Source organism: Methylobacter sp. Wu1 (assembly GCF_036553575.1).
Taxonomy (GTDB): Bacteria; Pseudomonadota; Gammaproteobacteria; order Methylococcales; family Methylomonadaceae; genus Methylobacter.
In genome coordinates, this window is the sequence record NZ_JAZHOC010000074.1 from 26,596 (window position 1) to 42,701 (window position 16,106).

The 16,106-nt window shown below is 48.3% G+C and carries 16 protein-coding genes; 11 read left to right on the forward strand and 5 right to left on the reverse strand.

Annotation, left to right across the window (positions count from 1 at the left end):
• The first annotated feature begins 3 nt into the window (after positions 1 to 3).
• From V2P20_RS16475 to V2P20_RS16485, 3 genes are all read left to right on the forward strand, one after another.
• Positions 4 to 759 (forward strand): DUF2182 domain-containing protein, encoded by a 756-nt coding sequence (locus tag V2P20_RS16475; RefSeq protein ID WP_331820214.1) that lies wholly within the window; start codon positions 4 to 6, stop codon positions 757 to 759.
• A 113-nt stretch (positions 760 to 872) separates the two neighbouring features.
• A complete protein-coding gene (locus V2P20_RS16480) occupies positions 873 to 1,733 on the forward strand; it encodes a pirin family protein (protein WP_331820216.1) in 861 nt (286 codons plus the stop codon).
• A gap of 126 nt (positions 1,734 to 1,859) precedes the next feature.
• On the forward strand, positions 1,860 to 2,486 hold the full coding sequence (locus V2P20_RS16485) for a hypothetical protein (RefSeq protein ID WP_331820218.1): 627 nt from the start codon (positions 1,860 to 1,862) through the stop codon (positions 2,484 to 2,486).
• 79 nt (positions 2,487 to 2,565) lie between these two features.
• On the opposite strand, the gene V2P20_RS16490 is transcribed toward V2P20_RS16485, so the two are convergent.
• On the reverse strand, positions 2,566 to 2,727 hold the full coding sequence (locus V2P20_RS16490; protein ID WP_331820220.1) for a hypothetical protein: 162 nt from the start codon (positions 2,725 to 2,727) through the stop codon (positions 2,566 to 2,568).
• 421 nt (positions 2,728 to 3,148) lie between these two features.
• Between V2P20_RS16490 and V2P20_RS16495 the strand changes: the two genes are divergently transcribed.
• The 8 genes from V2P20_RS16495 (at position 3,149) to V2P20_RS16530 (ending at position 10,566) form a co-directional block, all read left to right on the forward strand.
• Positions 3,149 to 3,532, forward strand: a complete 384-nt coding sequence (locus tag V2P20_RS16495) for a 4a-hydroxytetrahydrobiopterin dehydratase (protein WP_194968909.1) — start codon at positions 3,149 to 3,151, stop codon at positions 3,530 to 3,532.
• Positions 3,533 to 3,598: 66 nt separating this feature from the next.
• Complete coding sequence (locus tag V2P20_RS16500; RefSeq protein WP_194968908.1) at positions 3,599 to 3,805, forward strand: DUF6494 family protein; 207 nt, start codon at positions 3,599 to 3,601, stop codon at positions 3,803 to 3,805.
• A gap of 129 nt (positions 3,806 to 3,934) precedes the next feature.
• Positions 3,935 to 4,570, forward strand: a complete 636-nt coding sequence (locus V2P20_RS16505; RefSeq protein ID WP_331820223.1) for a DUF6781 family protein — start codon at positions 3,935 to 3,937, stop codon at positions 4,568 to 4,570.
• 9 nt (positions 4,571 to 4,579) lie between these two features.
• Positions 4,580 to 6,262 (forward strand): AarF/UbiB family protein, encoded by a 1,683-nt coding sequence (locus V2P20_RS16510; RefSeq protein ID WP_331820225.1) that lies wholly within the window; start codon positions 4,580 to 4,582, stop codon positions 6,260 to 6,262.
• A gap of 124 nt (positions 6,263 to 6,386) precedes the next feature.
• Positions 6,387 to 7,706, forward strand: coding sequence for a sulfite oxidase (locus V2P20_RS16515; protein WP_331820227.1), 1,320 nt, complete (start codon positions 6,387 to 6,389; stop codon positions 7,704 to 7,706).
• A gap of 11 nt (positions 7,707 to 7,717) precedes the next feature.
• On the forward strand, positions 7,718 to 8,077 hold the full coding sequence (locus V2P20_RS16520; RefSeq protein WP_331820229.1) for a hypothetical protein: 360 nt from the start codon (positions 7,718 to 7,720) through the stop codon (positions 8,075 to 8,077).
• Positions 8,078 to 8,698: 621 nt separating this feature from the next.
• Positions 8,699 to 9,307 (forward strand): C39 family peptidase, encoded by a 609-nt coding sequence (locus V2P20_RS16525; protein ID WP_331820231.1) that lies wholly within the window; start codon positions 8,699 to 8,701, stop codon positions 9,305 to 9,307.
• A gap of 11 nt (positions 9,308 to 9,318) precedes the next feature.
• Positions 9,319 to 10,566: a hypothetical protein gene (locus tag V2P20_RS16530; RefSeq protein WP_331820233.1), complete on the forward strand. Its 1,248-nt coding sequence runs from the start codon at positions 9,319 to 9,321 to the stop codon at positions 10,564 to 10,566.
• 181 nt (positions 10,567 to 10,747) lie between these two features.
• Here V2P20_RS16530 and V2P20_RS16535 read toward each other — a convergent pair whose 3' ends face one another.
• From V2P20_RS16535 to V2P20_RS16550, 4 genes are all read right to left on the reverse strand, one after another.
• Positions 10,748 to 12,241, reverse strand: coding sequence for a SpoVR family protein (locus V2P20_RS16535; protein ID WP_331820234.1), 1,494 nt, complete (start codon positions 12,239 to 12,241; stop codon positions 10,748 to 10,750).
• Positions 12,238 to 13,500 (reverse strand): YeaH/YhbH family protein, encoded by a 1,263-nt coding sequence (locus tag V2P20_RS16540; RefSeq protein ID WP_331820236.1) that lies wholly within the window; start codon positions 13,498 to 13,500, stop codon positions 12,238 to 12,240. The genes V2P20_RS16535 and V2P20_RS16540 overlap by 4 nt, the downstream gene beginning before the upstream one ends.
• 17 nt (positions 13,501 to 13,517) lie before the next feature.
• Positions 13,518 to 15,440, reverse strand: a complete 1,923-nt coding sequence (locus V2P20_RS16545; protein WP_331820238.1) for a PrkA family serine protein kinase — start codon at positions 15,438 to 15,440, stop codon at positions 13,518 to 13,520.
• Between the two features lie 310 nt (positions 15,441 to 15,750).
• A complete protein-coding gene (locus tag V2P20_RS16550; RefSeq protein ID WP_331820240.1) occupies positions 15,751 to 16,080 on the reverse strand; it encodes a hypothetical protein in 330 nt (109 codons plus the stop codon).
• Positions 16,081 to 16,106: the final 26 nt, after the last annotated feature.

Here is a 16,106-nt window from a genome sequence, read left to right on the forward strand (position 1 = left end):
AGTTTGTTTAAAGCGCAAATACCTATTCTGGCGGCTTTACTGGCGATGATTCTTGTCGCTTGGGGCTGGCTCTTCTATCAGCACTGGCAGATGGTCTCACTGCCGATGTCGCAGATGTGGATGCCGCCCTCCGATACGGCGGCCTGGCGTGTTGCGGACTTCGCGCTGGTTTACAGCATGTGGGCGGTCATGATGGCGGCTATGATGCTGCCGTCCGCCATCCCCATGATCCTGGCTTTTCATCGTGTTTGCCGGCAGCGTATGGCAAAGCACTATCGGCTCAGTTATCTGTTTACTTTGGCCTATTTGATGATTTGGTTCCTGTTCAGCAGCGTCCTGACACTGATGCAGTGGCAGTTTCATGGCTGGTCCTGGCTGTCGCCGATGATGGACAATCAAAGCACCGTACTGGCGGTCGGCGTTTTGTTTCTGGCCGGTATCTATCAATTTATGCCGATAAAAAACGCCTGTCTGACGCATTGCAAGTCACCGATGGGTTTTCTGTTGAATGAATGGCGTGAAGGCGTTTTGGGCGCCCTGATCATGGGCCTCAGGCATGGGGCAACCTGCCTGGGTTGCTGCTGGGCGCAGATGCTGATCATGTTCGCCGTCGGGATTATGAATCTGCCTGCCATGGCGCTGATTACCCTGCTGGTTATTGCCGAGAAATGGCTGCCTGTCGAGTCGGCCGTCATCTGTAAAGCGGGCGGCGCCATTTTTATACTCTGGGGCGCTTTGCTGTGGACATTTCAGAGCTGATCATGGTTGGCCGGCTGCCGGAACAAAAGTTGAGGCCCACAGTCTACGCGTAAACAGCGGCAATCCCTGGAAGAATTGCCCTCAGACCGGTAATGACTGAAAAGGCCAATGCCATGACAAAAAAGACGCGAAAACTTGCAGATATTATTACCGCATTCGGCACATCCGACGGCAGCGGCGTCAAGCTCAAGCGCTGCATAAGCCGTAGACGGCAGGATCTGCTCGATCCGTTCATCCTGCTGGATGAATTTTGCACCGATAATCCTGACGATTATATCGGCGGCTTTCCCGAACATCCGCACCGGGGCTTTGAGACGGTCACGTATATGCTGGCAGGCGCGATGCGCCATCGCGATCACATGGGTAATGAGGGCCATTTGAAGCCCGGTTCGGTACAGTGGATGACGGCGGCTCATGGCGTTATCCATTCTGAAATGCCCGAGCAGGAACAGGGCCGTCTGCACGGCTTTCAGTTATGGATTAACCTCCCGGCCAGCGAAAAGATGAAACCGCCGCACTACCAGGAATTCGGCGCTGACATGATTCCGGTCGTGCCGCTTGCCGATGGCGCCTATGTCAAAGTGATCGCCGGGGAATTTACATCGGATTCTGGAAAGGCGACAGGGCCGGTAACGGGTGTTGCCACCAGGCCGCTTTATTTCGACATCCTGCTGACTGAAGGTCAAGATATTCATATTCCTGTGGATGAACAGCAGACTGTCCTGATCTATGTTTATGAGGGTGACCTTAATGTCGGCGACTCGGACAATTCGTTGACAGAAGGTCAACTTGGCTTGCTGACGCCGGGCACCGATATTGAATTGAAGACGCGCGGTTACGATTGCCGGTTCTTAGTATTGGCTGGCAGTCCGATCGGGGAACCTGTCGTTCAATCCGGCCCTTTTGTCATGAATACGCATGAAGAAATTGAACAGGCTTTTCGCGATTATCGTGACGGCAGGTTAACGCTCTAAAAAAGCCAATCAATTTATCAAAGTTATTTGATTAAATAGCTCATCTATACTTTATCTTAAATGTTTCTTAAATATTATAATATGATGGATTACTCGTCGCCTCTAACAATAACAAAAGGAGAAATAATGAAGGCAAGCGTAAAAATTTTGACAGGTATGCTATTTATTATGCTGGCCGCATGTGCAACTAAAGAAGTCAAAGAGGAGAAAGAGGGCGAGACGCCTGCAACCACCGAAACACCCGCCGTGCCTGAAAGCACGGTTGATATGTCCGGCCAAAATCCGCCGCTTACGATCGTCAAAGACGATAAAACCCTGAAACTGGTCAGAATCATGGACGGTGGTATCTGCAAAAATGATTTTCAAGGCGTTAAAGGCGTGTTCCTGGTCTATGCAGATGCCGACGACATAGAACGTATCAAGCGCGAGAAAGGTCCGAAAGTCTTCGCTGACTTCGAAAATAAAATACAGACTTTCTCAATCAATGCTTTGGATGAAGCTGTTCAGGCTACTAATCTCGCCGAAGACCCTTTTTCTCTGGGAGAGGATGATGCGCAGCGGAAACTGGCCACACAATTGACTAAAAATTTCCGGAGTGCTGTGACGGTTCCCATCGATGCGTTTCAAGAAGAAACAACATTAAATATAGATGTTGTTCCGTTCCCGCCGTCGCTTATTTTTTATCAGAAAGGTTGCGGAGCCAGTCAGCTTGAGCCGGAAACGGAAGGTCCAGGAGGGGCGGAAGGTCAATGAGGCTTAAGATTTGCTTCTTAGCCTCATCGGAATCTCGGTATCAGGCAGGCAGCCTGATTATTTCAGGAAAAGACCTGTTCTATACGCCTTCATCCTGCTTCTCGGGCAAGGGCAGGCGGTTAAGAGGTCGAATTTTGGTATGTTTTAAAGATGAAGATAGTTCTTTGATCAGAAAATGCAGCATCAGCGTGCTGATGCTGATCATTAAGTTGATGGAATTTATCAGTTTATTATTAAACATAAAGCCGTCCTTTATTGCTTAAACTGAAGTTAACTTGTTTTTTGCTAAAGTTAACATTGAACGGACGCTATTGTTTCTGATAGATCAAAATGGTGCAATTGGGCCGATTACCTAGGTTTTTGTTAATGCAACGAAAATAGGTAAAAATCACTCAAATGATTCTGCGGTTTGCTTGGCCCGATAGTTCTCCGGATTTAATTGCTGGTTTGTTTTTTAACTTTGGTTTATAACCTGAAATCAATAACTGATGTTACGCATGAATCGACTATGTGCTGTTTTAGTATGCCGTGTAGATGCGAATTCACTTGTGCCCTTTACGGTATTCGCATTGCCTGTATATCCCGGTTGTCCTGCGTCGAATTAATTCGACCTTACAACGGCGTAATATCAGTTGATAATCAAATAGAGAGAGGAGACTGACATGGGCTGGAGAGAACGCAAACAAGAAGAAACTTATTCCGATGCCGAAGTAGAAGCGCGACTGAAAGAAGAGTTGCCGCATTGGTATCTTGAAAACGGCTGGATTCGCCGCAAATACAAAACCAGCGGCTGGAAAGCGACGTTGATGGTTGTGAATACTATCGGGCATCTGGCCGAGGCGGCTTTTCATCATCCCGATCTCAGCGTTTCCTATGCTTTTGTGATCGTTAAATTAATGAATCATGAAGCTAAAGGTATTACCAATAAGGATTTTGAACTGGCCAGAAAGATCGAGGAAGTGATAGGTTGGCAGCCGGGCAAGGAAGGCGGTGCTCTGCAAGGCACGCCTGACGATCCGCGATTCAAATATATCAAATACGATTAAACGCGGCTTGCAGGGTAATCCGTCAACGAAGTACATAATTTCGCAGTTTGATCCACGGAGGTCGAAATGAACGAAGATACTTTTAATATGGAAATCAGGAAATATCTCAAGAAAGTCGGCGTATCATCGCAGCGGGAAATTGAGCATGCCGTCGCCCAGGCGATTCAAGCCGGAAAATTGGATGGCTCAGAGACGCTCGATGTCTCGATGACGCTTAATATTCCTGCCATAGACCTGACTTACAATATCAAGGGCGGGATAGAACTGGAGTAGGTGTTTTTTCCGATGGGCAGGGATAGAAGCCTGCATGAGTTGTATTTACATCACTATGAACCCTAGCGCGTCTTCACTTTCTAAAAAATAAAAGGGTATTTTAATTTTACAGGCGTTTGGAGAACGGCTATGACTGAATTCAATCAGCAAGAAGATGTACAAGAGGCAGTCCGTGACGCGGTCGATTCGGGTTCCGATATTTATCAGCGGGTTAAGGATATTACCCTGAAAGCGCTGACGGCACGGCAACTGGATATGGATAATATCACCAAAGTGGCTGATGCTGTCGCTAAAGGCATTGGCGATGCCATAGGAAGTCAGGGCGGACACTCCAGAGAGGCTTTCACGCAGGCCGTCTCGGCCTTGGATGATGCTTTGGCGAAAGCTGCGGAAGCCTCGAAACTGGCTATTCAGGAAGCGGCTTCCAAAGTTAGCGACTATTCTCATTATGATTTTAACAAGGCCGCTGACGATATACAGCAACTGGAAACGATGTTTCTGGATACGGTGAAGAAAATTGCCAAAGACAGTAATCAAATCGTCGCCGACATCGTCAATGATTTTACGACGCACGCGCGACAAAGCGGAACGGCGGTCGGCGAGCAGGCCTCCATCGCCATGGACGCGCTGAAGGATTTGCCGAAGTTCAGTACAGGCACGCTTATATCGAGCGCGATGGCGGCAACTTCCGCATTAGCCGAGATTGGCGGCGGCATTTTGGCAGGCATCGCCGAAAGTCTGCGTTCATCGCAAGCCAAAAAATAAAGCCGGCGCATGCTATGGCAAATGTTAAGCGCGGCCAGGGATCTGGGGCGCGCTCAGGATATAGCAACCATACTGATACGTTATGGATTCGGCAGCTTTGTGCGCGTCCTGGGCATGGGGCAGGCGCTGGAGAAAGCCGGAAGAGTGCTGCGTTGGCAGCATGTGGAAGAATATGTCAGGCTTGATACGCCGCAACGCATCAGGCGCGTGCTCGAGGATTTGGGACCCACGTATATCAAGCTGGGGCAGATTATGGCTACCCGTGTCGACGTATTTCCGCCCGCTTACATCGCAGAATTTGAGAAGCTTCAGGATCAGGCGCCTCCCATCCCATTTGAAGAATTGCTGCCGCAGATTGAAGAAGATATCGGAGGCGGCATTGACGAGGCTTTTGCCTATGTCGACAGGCAACCGCTGGCAGCCGCATCCATAGCACAGGTTCATAAAGCCCTCCTCAAGGATGGAACCCCGGTTATTTTAAAGGTCCGCCGGCCCGGTTTGCGCAAAATCATCGAAGCCGATTTGCGGCTTTTGCAACGCATTGTGGATATTGCCGAGTCCGAAGAGCCGGAGCTTCGGCGTTTTCATCCGCGAAATATCCTGCGTCAGTTCAACCAGTCCTTGCGCCGGGAACTCGATCTTGCCAGCGAGGGCAGAAATTCGGAACAGGTCGCTCTCAATTTAAGCAACGATCCGAATATCAGGATTCCCAAGGTTTATTGGCAGTGGACCTGTGAGAGACTGAACGTCCAGGAATACATTGAAGGCATACCCGGCAGGGATCTGGAGTCCCTGGAGAGAGACGGACTTGACAGAAAACTGCTGGCTGATCGCGGCGCGAAGGCCGTCATGCAAATGATCATGGAAGACGGCTTTTTTCATGCCGACCCGCATCCCGGCAATGTGTTTTACCTGCGCGACAATAAACTGGCCTTCATCGATTTCGGCATGATCGGCCGTTTAACCGAAGAGCGCCGGGAGCAGGTGGTCAGTCTGTTGTACGGCATGGTCAACCATGCGCCTGCCAGGGTGGTTGAGATCCTTGAAGACTGGTCGGACAATCCGACGGTGGATGAACAGGCGCTTACCGTGGAGATAGAAGCGTTTGTCGATCAGTACAGTTCGCTTGCGGTCAAGGATCTGAGCCTCACGGACATGATGACCGACCTGATGGCGTTGCTAAGGGATCATAACCTGATTCTGCCGGCGGATCTAGCCCTGCTGATCAAGGCTTATATTACGCTGGACGGCCTCGGCAGACACCTTAATCCCGAGTTCAATACGCTGGTTTTCGCGGCGCCCTATCTTCAGGAAATCATGATGGACCGCTACAGGCCGGAAGCCATCACCAGGCGCGGCTGGCGGAATCTGGTCAGTTTTGCCGATATGGTATCCAACTTGCCGAAAGATATGCGCAAACTGCTGCATGCTTCGCGCAAAGGCTCTTTCCAGGTCGATATCAACATCAAACATTTCGATTATTACGTCAATAAGAACGATAATGCCATGAGCCGGTTAACCATGGGCATTATAACCGCCGCGCTGATTATCGGCTCCTCCATTATCACGACGATAGAAAGAGGCCCTTACATATTCGGTATTCAGGCCTTCGCGTTTCTCGGCTTTATATGTGCGACTCTGGGATTTTTCTGGGTGTTGGTTTCTATCTGGCAAAGCAACCATAGACGCTGATACCTGCTCATTGGCTTAAGGAATGTAGGTATTGGGACTTATTTTCCCTTGCTCGGGAAAGGGTAACAATGCCCGTATACAAGAATTAACTCCAGCTTCGTTTAGCAGGCTGGAAGGATCAGTCATGAGAAATCATAACGTCTCGAAAGGTATTCATGAACTGTATAAAGAAAATCCGGAAAAAGCTGATCAATTAATTTGGGGAAGGGAAGTCCATCCCATTACCCGAAGAGGGTTCCTGAAGAAAAGCGGATTGTGGGCTATGAGTGCGGCATTGGGCGCCAATATCCCTTTTTCCAGTAACATGCCCGGCGGACTGATAGCGGCCGCTTTCGCCGATACCGATGAGCCTTTCCGCATTGCCGGCAAACATCCCGGCCTGATCGTGATAAACGACAGGCCTGTCAATGCGGAAACGCCGGCCCATCTACTGGATGATTTAATCACGCCGGCCGATAGGTTATTCATCCGCAATAACGGCATTCCCCCTGAGAACATTGATCCAGGCGCCTGGACACTGCGCATCGAAGGCGAATCCGTCAAATCCCACGCCCGGTTCAGCCTTGAAGATTTGAAAAGGAAATTCAAGCATTATACCTATCAATTAACGATCGAATGCGCCGGCAATGGCAGAAGCGAGTTTAATCCGCCGGTCCCTGAAGGGCAGTGGACGGTCGGTGCTGTCGGTTGCCCCGAATGGACCGGCGTGCGTCTTCGGGATGTGCTTGAATCGGTAGGCATCAAGGATGATGCGGTTTATATAGGCTATTACGGACGCGATACCCACATCAGCGGCAAATCCGGTCTTGAACCGATATCGAGAGGCGTGCCGATGAGCAAGGCGCTGGAAGATGAAACGCTGATCGCCTGGGCCATGAATGGCGCGGATATGCCCGTCATGAACGGCCATCCGCTGAGGCTGGTTTGCGGAGGCTGGCCCGCTTCCACGTCCGGAAAATGGCTCAGTAAAATCGTCGTGCGCAATAAAGTCCATGATGGCGCAAAAATGACCGGGTTGTCTTATAAACTGCCATGCCATCCCGTCGAGCCGGGGGCGAAGGTTATGGAAAAGGATATGTGCATTATCGAATCCATGCCGGTCAAATCGCTGATCACGTATCCAAAAACAGGCGCCATGATCAAGGCCGGCCAGAAACTGCCTTTGCGAGGCCATGCCTGGGCCGGAGACTTGAGCGTATCGGCGGTAGATACTTCGATTGATTTCGGCATGACCTGGCAGCGCAGCAGCCTGCAAGCGCCTAAAAACCGGTTGGCCTGGCAGCATTGGCGGACGAAACTGGATTTTCCCGGGCCGGGTTATTATGAGGTCTGGGTCAGGGCGACAGATAGTGCGGGACAAATGCAGCCCATGGTTGTACCGGGCTGGAACCCGAAAGGCTATCTGAATAATGCCTGTCATCGCATTGCCGTTAAAGTGATTTAGGCAGGCGAGGCATGAGATTATTCATTAGGGCTAAAATTTGCTTCCTGCTGTTATGTTCTGTGCCGCAATTGATGGCGCAACAGAACATAGATGCTGAAACAGGTTTGATCATCGATCAGGGATTTGAAACGGTAAAAACGGAATGTACTGTTTGCCATTCGGCAAAACTGATCATTCAAAATAGAGCGACCCGCCAGGGTTGGCTGGAAACGATCCGCTGGATGCAAAATACCCAAGGATTACGTCAACTGCCTGCGGAAACAGAACGGGAAATACTGACTTATCTGGCAAAAAATTACCCCTTCAAACAACAAGGCCGCCGTGCCAATCCGGTTGTCGAGGAATGGTATTGGCTAAACAGGGATCAATAGTTCTCTGGTTTAGTTACATAACTGACGTTACGCACGAATCGATCTCTGTGCTGTTTTAATGCGATGCCGTGTGCGAATTTACTTGTGCCTCTTGCGGGTATTCGCACTGCCTAGGCCGGTATACGGGCGTTTGTCCCGGCTCGAATCCATTCGATCCTGCAACGGCGTAACATCAGTTATAAAGAAAGAAAATATTGGCTAGTGTTATATAACTTATAGTTTCCATTCTTGGTGTGGGAGCCATGAATTAGGTAGGCAGGTATTTACACCTTATAATAGGGCGTTAAAGTATTGCAAACCTTTTTCCAAATAAATTCGAGCTTGAATTACCTATAATGGATGAGCCAATTGACTGCGTAATATTGGGTATAGAAAACAATTTCTCCTAATTCTATCCGAAAGCTAAAATGGAAATACCCCAACCAGATATGGAAATGCTTTTAATATAATTATAAAAAAGCGCTTATTATTCAATTTTTCCCCAAGTTTGTTCCTGTATCGATCTTTATATTTATGCTGAAGCGTTTTGATTCAAATCTCATTTCCCTTAAAAAAAATAGTATCTCTGGTATAAGCCAGCGCATTAAAAAATTAATCACATTGTCATATATGGATTGTTTAATGGCTAAAAAACTGGGATTGTTGGTGTGTCTGATAGGAAGCTTTTCAGGCGCTTCTGAAGCCCGCTCTGTGAAGTCGCTTATAGAAATGCGGCACGAAAATGTTGTTATACAACAATGGGACCTAAGCTGTGGGGCTGCAGCTTTAACAACGTTATTAAATTATCAGCATGGCGATTTTGTAACAGAAAAGGAGGTTGCAAAAGAGCTTATGAACAGAGATGAATACATCAAGAATCCAATATTGGTCAATATTCGACAAGGTTTCTCGTTACTGGACCTTAAGCGTTATGCGGATGGTCATGGTTATAAAGGAGTCGGTTATGGTAAACTCACGCTCGATGACCTCATTAAAAAGGCTCCAATCATTGTTCCGATAAATGTCATGGGTTATAACCATTTTGTTATCTTTCGTGGGATACAGGACAACCGCGTGCTGCTAGCCGACCCTGCATGGGGAAACCGGACAATGCTTGTTGATATGTTTGAAAAGATGAGAATCGATTTTCCTAAAATAGGCAAGGTCGGTTTTGTAGTTACTAGGCTTGATGGAGCTGAGCCGCCCAATCGCTTGCAGCCTCAGCCACACGAGTTTGTTATGACAAGATAATTAGGTAAATAATGGACCCTAAAAATAATAATAATCGAATGAAAGCATCGGAACGCTCCATTCAACAACCCTGGAAAATTTCACCAGGGCTTATCTTGATGATCGGCACAGGGATGCTGGTATCGAGTTGGGGGTATGCGGCAGATAAAACATCGGACTCTAGCCTGCAGGATCAACTTATCCAAAAAATCGCTGAACGGGATCAAGTGATCGCTGATCTTCAGCGTAGAGTACAGCTTTTGGAACAGCGCGCCGCAGCCCCTGAGGCCAATCGGCCTGCTGCCGCTAGCACTAGCCCTGCCGCCACACTGGCAAAGTCGCCTGCAACTCAGGCGCAAGTTCAAAAAGCACCGGCCAAGACACAACAAGCCAGTGCGGCGCCTGGTAGTTTTGAAATTGATGAAGATGCGGCTCAGCGCGCATTGGAACGTACATTAGTTCAAACCGGCGCTTTGCTGTTACCCTTTGGTCAGGCGGAAATTCAGCCATTTGCTACCTATACGCGAAGAGAAGATGATACGCCTGTTTCGCTTACAAGCACCGCAGGAACGCTAGTAGGAAATCAACGCATTCGCCGGGATGAAATCGATGCAGGTGCAAACATACTGGTTGGCTTGCCTTTTGAATCTCAGCTTGAAGCACGTATTCCTGGACGGTTTATAAATGAATCTAAGACCATCTCAGCATTGGGAGCATTGCCTAGTGAGACAAGCGGCAGCGCCTCAACTTTTGGTGATGTCAGTATCGGCTTGGCCAAAACCTTAATGCATGAAACGGATTGGCTCCCGGATGTGATAGGTCGAATTACATGGGATTCGGCGACTGGCAGTATCGCAGACAACAGTATTCCTACAGGAATCGGATTTAATGATTTCATCGGATCACTGACCTTTCTAAAACGCCAAGATCCATTGGCTTTCACCGGAAAAGTAGCCTATAAAACATCTTTAAAGGCAGAAGGCATAGAACCGGGTGATCAAGTTGAATTTGCTGTTAGCGCAATTTTGGCAGCCAGTCCGCAGACATCTTTAAACATCGGTTTGCAGCAGGCATTTCTTCAGGAAACCAAGCTTAACAATGTTAAAATACCTGGTAGTGATGGTGTTGCAAGCGCCTTTACTGCAGGCGCTTCATCAACCATTGGCCGCAACCTGTTTTTCTCTGTATTGGGCGGTGTTGGGTTGACAGAGGAATCACCCGATTATTTTCTCAACGTCACTATTCCGATCAGGTTTGATGTACCTCGATCAAAAATTTAGAGCGTAAGTTTTCCATAAAAATCACAAGGGCTTTCAGGCCGCGGCAGTGCGCGCCAAAGCCCTTCCTAAACACATCCTGATGATCGATCGAGTCATCGCGGCAACAAAGCGTTTAAAAATACATGTAGAGCCAGTGGTTATTGCATTGGCTGGCCAAAGTTGATGCGGGATGGAGCTAAAACTAAAGATTACATTCAAAGGTGGCAAGTACCGAACCATCCTCAGCGAGTGTTTCAAGCCGGGCATCGAATCCCCAGAGCCTGGCGACATGCTTTAGCACTTCATTTGCGCTTTGGGCCAGCGGCATACGGTGGTATTGAGTATGACGTAAAGTCAGCGAACGATCGCCCTTACGATCGACATGATAAACCTGGATGTTGGGTTCGTTACTGCCCAGGTTGTATTGTTCCGACAATGCCTGGCGAATATATTGATAACCTTGTTCATCATGAATGGAAGTCACCTCGATCTCTCTTTCCCTGTAGTCATCCATAATAGAGAACAGTTTAAGGTCGCGAATAACCTTGGGCGATAGATACTGGCTGATAAAGCTCTCATCTTTGAAATTCTGCATGGCGAAATGCAGCGTTTTATTCCAGTCGCTGCCGGCCATTTCCGGAAACCAGTGTTTGTCTTCAGGCGTCGGGTTCTCACAGATTCTGCGGATATCGCTCATCATGGCAAAACCCAGCGCGTAGGGATTAATGCCCGAGTAGTACTTGCTGTCGAAGGGCGGCTGATAAACCACATTGGTATGCGATTGCAAAAATTCAATCATGAAACCATCCGTTACCAACCCTTCATCATAAAGCTGATTCAGAATCGTATAATGCCAAAAAGTGGCCCAGCCTTCATTCATCACCTGAGTCTGTCGCTGGGGATAAAAATACTGGGAAATTTTGCGTACGATGCGAATGATTTCACGCTGCCAGGGCTCCAGGAACGGCGCATTTTTCTCGATGAAGTAAAGGATATTTTCCTGGGGCTCTTCGGGGAACCGTACTTCTTCAGCGTCATGGCGCGGCATTTCCCTGGCGGGTATGGTGCGCCATAATTCGTTAATTTGAGATTGCAGGTAGGCTTCGCGCTCTCTCTGACGGGCCTGTTCTTCCTGCAGGGATAATCTGGATGGGCGTTTGTATCGGTCTACGCCGAAGTTTTTCAAGGCATGGCAAGAGTCGAGGATGGCCTCAACCTGTTCTTCGCCATAACGCTCCTCGCAGGCCGCAATATAGTTTTTGGCAAACAGCAGGTAGTCGATAATGGAATCCGCACTGGTCCAGGTCTTGAATAAATAATTCTTTTTAAAAAAAGAATTGTGCCCATAAGCAGCATGCGCGATAACCAATGCCTGCATGGTCATGCTGTTTTCTTCCATGAGATAAGCAATGCACGGATTGGAATTAATCACGATTTCATAAGCCAGCCCCATCTGGCCTCTTTTATAACGCTTTTCGTTTTTGACGAATTCCTTGCCGAACGACCAGTGACTGTATCCGATGGGCATGCCGACCGAGGCATAAGCATCCATCATTTGTTCGGCGGTAATGATTTCGAGCTGAATAGGGTAGGTGTCCAGGCCGAAGTTATTGGCGATTCGGGCTATTTCCGCGTGATATTTTTCTATCAGCTCAAATGTCCATTCCGATGTTTCTGATAGTGGCTTTCTGTTCATGCGCTTTGCTTTTCAAAAAGTTTACGGAATACGGGATAAATATCGGCGACCCCGGCAATACGTTGCATGGCAAAGTTGCTCCATTGACTTTTCAGAGTCAGGTACTCATGCCAGAGGTTCTGATGCCTGTCCTCGGTGATCTCGATATAAGCGTAATACTGCATATAAGGCATGATCTGCTCGGACAGTATTTTTGTGCAGTCTTTTGAATCATTGTCCCAGTTATCCCCGTCCGAGGCTTGTGCCGCATAAATATTCCATTCGGAGGTCGGGAAACGCTCCTGAATGATCTTGCTCATCAGATTGAGTGCGCTGGATACTACTGTACCGCCGGTTTCCCTGGAATAAAAGAAGGTTTCTTCATCCACTTCGCTGGCTTCAGTGTGATGCGAAATAAAGACAACCTGGATTTTTTCATAAGTGCGGGTCAGAAATAGATACAGCAGCATGAAAAATCGTTTTGCCATGTCCTTTTCCTCAGGCCCCATGGAGCCCGAGACATCCATAACGCAGAACATAACCGCTTGCGTGGACGGTTTGGGCCTGTCTATGCGGTTGTCATAGCGCAAGTCAAAAGTGTCGATAAAGGGAATCTGCTCGACTTTTTTCTTGAGCCGCTTGATCTCTTCGCGCAGTGCAATAACCACCGCATCGGTTTCGCTGTAGCGTTTGAGCAAATCCTCAAGTTTGGCTTCGGCTTCTGCGATGCTGTTCAGATGCGGCGCGCGCAAAGCGATGCGCCGGCCCAGTGCGCCGCGCAGCGAACGGATGACATTGATATTGGTCGGATTTCCTTCGCTGGTATGGCCAGCCCGCACTTTTTTGGTTTCCTGGATGGTTGCCAGTTTGGTCTTGACCAGATTGGGCAGTTCAAGATCTTCAAAGAAGAATTGCATGAATTCTTCACGGGTCAGCTCAAAGACGAAATCATCCAGTCCTTCACCGGTATTAGAGGCTTGACTGCCTCCTTGTCCGGCTCCGCCTTCGGGGCGCTCAATTTTGTCGCCTTTGCGGAATTCCTTGTTGCCTGGATGGATGATTTCCCGATAACCGCCCTGGCCGTGGTGGAAGAAAGGTTCGGAGGTATCTCGCGCAGGGATAGAAACCTTCTCACCCTTATCCAGATCGGTCACGCTACGCTCGGTTACAGCGTCGGCAACCGCTTTTTTAATCTGGGTGCGAAAACGGCGAATAAATTTCTGCCGGTTAACGGCACTCTTATTCTTTCCGTTCAGGCGTCTATCTACAATTCGAGTCACAAATTTCTCCTCAAGCTTTAAGACGATTTACGTACTCTTAAATACCATTCGCTGAGCAATCGCACCTGTTTCTCTGTATAACCTTTTTCAACCATGCGATCAATAAACTCTTCATGTTTTTTCTGATCTTCAGGCGATGCCTTGGCATTGAAGGAAATTACCGGCAGCAGATCTTCAGTGGTCGAAAACATTTTCTTTTCAATCACGGTACGCAACTTCTCGTAGCTGGTCCAGGCCGGGTTTTTGCCTCCATGTTTGGCACGCGCCCGCAGGACAAAGTTCACAATTTCATTGCGGAAATCTTTAGGATTACTGATGCCGGCAGGTTTCTCGATTTTTTCCAACTCGTCATTCAAGGCGCTTCGATCGAACATCTCGCCGGTATCGGGATCGCGGTAGTTGGTATCCTGTATCCAGTAGTCGGCATAGGTTACATACCGATCGAAGATGTTTTGCCCGTATTCCGAATACGACTGCAGATAGGCGGTTTGAATTTCCTTGCCGATAAACTCTATATATTTCTGCGTCAGGTAGCCTTTAAGATAGGATAGATACCTTTCTTCAGTATCCGCCGGAAATTGCTCACGCTCGATCTGCTGTTCGATGACATACAAGAGATGAACCGGGTTGGCCGCGACTTCGGTATTATCGAAGTTGAACACCTTGGACAAGATCTTGAACGCAAAACGCGTGGACAGGCCGGTCATGCCCTCATCGACGCCGGCATAATCGCGGTACTCCTGATAGGATTTGGCATGAGGATCGGTATCCTTCAGATTCTCGCCGTTGTAGACCCGCATCTTGGAGAAGATGTTGGAGTTTTCGGGCTCTTTCAGCCGGGACAATACCGCAAACTGCGCCATCATTTGCAGTGTGCCGGGCGCGCACGGCGCATTATGCAGTGAGCTGTTTTCCAGCAGTTTTTCGTAGATTTTTATTTCTTCCGAGACGCGCAGGCAATAAGGCACTTTGACGATGTAAATACGATCGAGGAAAGCCTCGTTGTTTTTGTTGTTTCGGAACGCCAGCCATTCCGATTCATTCGAGTGCGCGAGAATAATGCCCTGGAACGGTATCGCCGGAAAACCTTCCGTACCTTTGTAGTTGCCTTCCTGCGTTGCTGTCAGCAGCGGATGCAGAACCTTGATGGGCGCCTTGAACATTTCGACAAACTCGAGCAAGCCCTGGTTGGCCCGGCACAAACCGCCGGAATAGCTGTAGGCATCGGGATCGTCCTGTGAATATTTTTCCAGTTTGCGAATGTCGACTTTGCCCACCAGCGACGAAATATCCTGGTTGTTTTCATCGCCTGGTTCGGTTTTGGTGACGGCGATTTGCCTCAGGATGGAGGGGCGGATGCGCACAACTCTGAATTGGCGGATATCGCCATTGAATTCATGCAGGCGTTTGGTCGCCCAGGGAGACATGATCGTGTTGAGATAGCGTCTGGGGATACCGTAATCTTTTTCAAGAATATCGCCATCTTCATCAATATTGAACAGCCCTAGCGGCGACTCGAACACAGGCGAGCCTTTAATCGCGTAAAAAGGCGTTTTTTCCATTAACAATTTAAGCCGTTCGGCCAGTGAGGATTTACCGCCGCCGACCGGGCCGAGCAGATAAAGGATCTGTTTCTTTTCTTCCAGGCCCTGCGCCGCATGCCTGAAAAACGAGACGATTTGCTCGATGACGTCTTCCATGCCATAAAACTCGCGGAATGCGGGATAAATCCTGATGACTTTATTGGAAAAAATCCGGCTGAGCCTGGGGTCATTATGCGTGTCGAGCAGTTCCGGCTCGCCGATAGCCGCCAGCATGCGTTCTGCAGGGCTGGCATAAGTCAGCGGATCTTTTTTGCAGAGTTCCAGATATTCCGGAAGCGTTAATTCCTCTTCCTTCAATTCTTCAAACTTTGAGGTATAGCGTTCAAATATGCTCATTACAACCCCCACATGGTTAGTTCTGTTTTATCAATACGACATCAATATAGACCATGTGTTCACGCATTATCTCCATCGGCACTATTAATTAAAGCTGAACGGAAAGTGCTATGGTTCAACTTGTGTCATGAAAAATGCTGTAAATTCATGGTAGCGGTTATCTAAATACAAGAAACAAATCGTTAAAGTGCAATTTTTACAATGGCTTGTTTACATTTAAAACTAAAAAAAGTCCAGTCATTAAATAGACAGCCGATTTGGCGGAATAGCTTAAGTTTTTTTGATGAAAGGACTTTTCTTCAATATGCGGCTATTTTTTGTCATCCGGGTGTTCGTCATCATCCAGATATAAGGCTTTAATCAACTCTCTTTCCTCCGGAGCAAGCGCGAGCCACGGATGTTCCTTTTCATACTGGCTTCGATCGGGGAATTCCTGCTGTCTGCGATCCTCTACGCGCCGATCCTCGTTGCTACGCCTTTCTCCTTTTCGGCGATCAGTTTTTGGCCATGCCAGATGATTTTTCTTTATGTTTTCTACCCATTCCGGTGAACCGAATTCATGGGGGCAGGTGCGTCTATCCGCTTTGCGTCGTTCTTCCATTGAGCGCCGTTCGCCCCTGCGCGTGTCAATTATTTTCATTTCCTATTGCCTTATACTGAACAATT

Excerpts from the sequence above, each read along its gene's own strand:
- V2P20_RS16480 (WP_331820216.1), top strand. The coding sequence starts at position 873 with ATGACAAAAAAGACGCGAAAACTTGCAGATATTATTACCGCATTCGGC.
- V2P20_RS16485 (WP_331820218.1), top strand. The coding sequence starts at position 1,860 with ATGAAGGCAAGCGTAAAAATTTTGACAGGTATGCTATTTATTATGCTG.
- V2P20_RS16490 (WP_331820220.1), bottom strand. The coding sequence starts at position 2,727 with ATGTTTAATAATAAACTGATAAATTCCATCAACTTAATGATCAGCATC.
- V2P20_RS16495 (WP_194968909.1), top strand. The coding sequence starts at position 3,149 with ATGGGCTGGAGAGAACGCAAACAAGAAGAAACTTATTCCGATGCCGAA.
- V2P20_RS16500 (WP_194968908.1), top strand. The coding sequence starts at position 3,599 with ATGAACGAAGATACTTTTAATATGGAAATCAGGAAATATCTCAAGAAA.
- V2P20_RS16505 (WP_331820223.1), top strand. The coding sequence starts at position 3,935 with ATGACTGAATTCAATCAGCAAGAAGATGTACAAGAGGCAGTCCGTGAC.
- V2P20_RS16510 (WP_331820225.1), top strand. The coding sequence starts at position 4,580 with ATGCTATGGCAAATGTTAAGCGCGGCCAGGGATCTGGGGCGCGCTCAG.
- V2P20_RS16515 (WP_331820227.1), top strand. The coding sequence starts at position 6,387 with ATGAGAAATCATAACGTCTCGAAAGGTATTCATGAACTGTATAAAGAA.
- V2P20_RS16520 (WP_331820229.1), top strand. The coding sequence starts at position 7,718 with ATGAGATTATTCATTAGGGCTAAAATTTGCTTCCTGCTGTTATGTTCT.
- V2P20_RS16525 (WP_331820231.1), top strand. The coding sequence starts at position 8,699 with ATGGCTAAAAAACTGGGATTGTTGGTGTGTCTGATAGGAAGCTTTTCA.
- V2P20_RS16530 (WP_331820233.1), top strand. The coding sequence starts at position 9,319 with ATGGACCCTAAAAATAATAATAATCGAATGAAAGCATCGGAACGCTCC.
- V2P20_RS16535 (WP_331820234.1), bottom strand. The coding sequence starts at position 12,241 with ATGAACAGAAAGCCACTATCAGAAACATCGGAATGGACATTTGAGCTG.
- V2P20_RS16545 (WP_331820238.1), bottom strand. The coding sequence starts at position 15,440 with ATGAGCATATTTGAACGCTATACCTCAAAGTTTGAAGAATTGAAGGAA.
- V2P20_RS16550 (WP_331820240.1), bottom strand. The coding sequence starts at position 16,080 with ATGAAAATAATTGACACGCGCAGGGGCGAACGGCGCTCAATGGAAGAA.